The 1,897-nt window shown below is 46.2% G+C and carries 2 protein-coding genes; both read right to left on the bottom strand.

Annotation, left to right across the window (positions count from 1 at the left end):
• Window positions 1–98: 98 nt before the first annotated feature.
• Complete coding sequence (gene ltrA, locus GO495_RS31845) at window positions 99–1,331, bottom strand: group II intron reverse transcriptase/maturase (protein ID WP_157304004.1); 1,233 nt, start codon at window positions 1,329–1,331, stop codon at window positions 99–101.
• Window positions 1,328–1,654 (bottom strand): hypothetical protein, encoded by a 327-nt coding sequence (locus GO495_RS31840; protein WP_157304003.1) that lies wholly within the window; start codon window positions 1,652–1,654, stop codon window positions 1,328–1,330. Before GO495_RS31840 ends, ltrA begins: the two co-directional genes overlap by 4 nt.
• Window positions 1,655–1,897 lie beyond the last annotated feature (243 nt).

Below are 1,897 nucleotides of genomic sequence, written 5' to 3'. Positions count from 1 at the left end.
TCAGATCGAGTAAGGCAGGGACTTTCACCCCACCTTCTCACAGAACCGTACGTGAGACTCTCATCTCATACGGCTCTTCTCATTGGTCAGTCTCTTTCTCATGGCAAGATGCCATGCTCCCAGTGTACAAAGAGTTTCGGATTGGCTTTCGCTAATGCTTTGTTGCGTGCTACTGCACGCCTGATATTGAGCTTGTACTTATCCTTAATCCAGTTAGTCAACCGCTTGTTCAACTGATGAAACACTTGCCTCAGTTCTGATTTCCTGAACTTCCCATAATAGGTGATCCAGCCACGGATTTGTGGGTTTAGTTCTGTTGCAAATATTTCAAAGTTGTCGGTGATTCTCCTGCGAAGGTTCCGCGCCTTTATAGCATTACCTATCTTCACTTTTGATTTCGTGCTGATGGCCGGCGTGAAGCTATAAAATACATGGTTGTTTGTCTTCTTGCGACATTGCCTTGCTTTAAATGTAAATCCTAAAAAGTCGAAGCTTACTACAGGATGCTCGCTTTTATCACGTTTCTTATCCTTGCAGTAAACAACTTTTGTCTTTTCAGGGTGAACTTTTAATTTACAAGCACTGAACCTCTCTTGAATTCGATTAAGAATAAACAAAGACTCTTTCTGTGTACGGAAGTGAAGTACTATATCGTCAGCGTATCTTTCAAAGCGCACTTCGGGGTAGCGTAACTGCATCCACTTATCGAAGCTATAGTGCAGGAACAGGTTAGCAAGTAACGGGCTAATAACGCCCCCCTGCGGTGTACCCTTTGTTCTTGCCTGCAACTGTTGCTCTTTCTGTATTGGAGCAGTAAGCCACCTCTTTATATAAAGCAGCACCCACTTTTCCGTAGTATGCCTCTTTACTGCTTTCAATAGTAGCTCATGATCAATATCATCAAAGAATGACTGAATATCCAGATCCACTGCCCAATCCAGATCCCAACAATTCTGCCTCGCCTGTTCAACTGCCTGTAAGGCACTTTTACCTGGACGATAGCCAAACGAGTTGGGGTGAAAAATTGGCTCAATAGTCGGCTCCAGATAATCCTTGACTACCATCTGCGCGATACGGTCGCTGACAGTTGGAATACCCAACTTTCTGATCTTTCCTTCCCCTTTCGGGATTTCGACTTCCTTAACAGCGGGCGGGAAGTAGCTTCCGGAACGTAGACGGTTCCAAAGCTTGTACAGGTTGCCGGATAAGTCCCTATCGAACGCCGCGATAGTTTGCTCATCCACTCCTGCCGAGCCATTGCTCCGCTTTACCTTTCCGTAAGCTTGCCATACCATCTCTTTAGTAATGGGTAAAGACCTTGACGCCATCATTTTAATCCTCCCGTTTTAAGGTTGTCAAAATGATCTTGTCCAATGAGCTGTGGCCTTCGCTCCATCCCCATTACAGGGACTTCATCACTACTATGCCACAGTCTGCCACAGTATCGTCCATTGGTACTTTCGGCCTCAGATTGCGTCCTTGTGCCTTTCCCTTGACATGACAATACTGTTTCTCCTGTTCCGTAACAAAGCCTATGTAAAAGTCTTGCCACCTCTACACCGGACACCACGCAGCCAGTAAGCAAGTCGCCCGCTGCACTTCTCCCGCTGGTAACAAGAACACCTGCGGTTTTGATGTCGATTCCTATTTGCAAATTTCGATGCTTCATCAGTGGTTTACTTTCGTTCAACTCTTTTACATGTACCTGATAGAACTTCTGTTCTACCTTTTGCCCTAATGCTCACCACACAAGCTTTTGACTTATGCAGCTTAGGGTGGTTTGGTAGCTGCTCTTGCCAGCCGCTACCGGAGGGCCTACCTCCATCTTTGCTACAGCACCCTTCAGCTACTTACGCAGCCTCAGGTTTCAGGACGCACCCTGTTCTTTGGTGGATAC

The organism is Chitinophaga oryziterrae (assembly GCF_009758125.1).
Classification (GTDB): Bacteria; Bacteroidota; Bacteroidia; order Chitinophagales; family Chitinophagaceae; genus Chitinophaga; species Chitinophaga oryziterrae.
The sequence above is the reverse complement of the archived record's forward strand: the minus strand, read 5'-3'. Positions and strand labels throughout refer to the sequence as shown.

What these genes read in the sequence shown, in the direction of transcription:
- ltrA (WP_157304004.1), bottom strand. Translation starts at nt 1,331, where the DNA reads ATGATGGCGTCAAGGTCTTTACCCATTACTAAAGAGATGGTATGGCAA.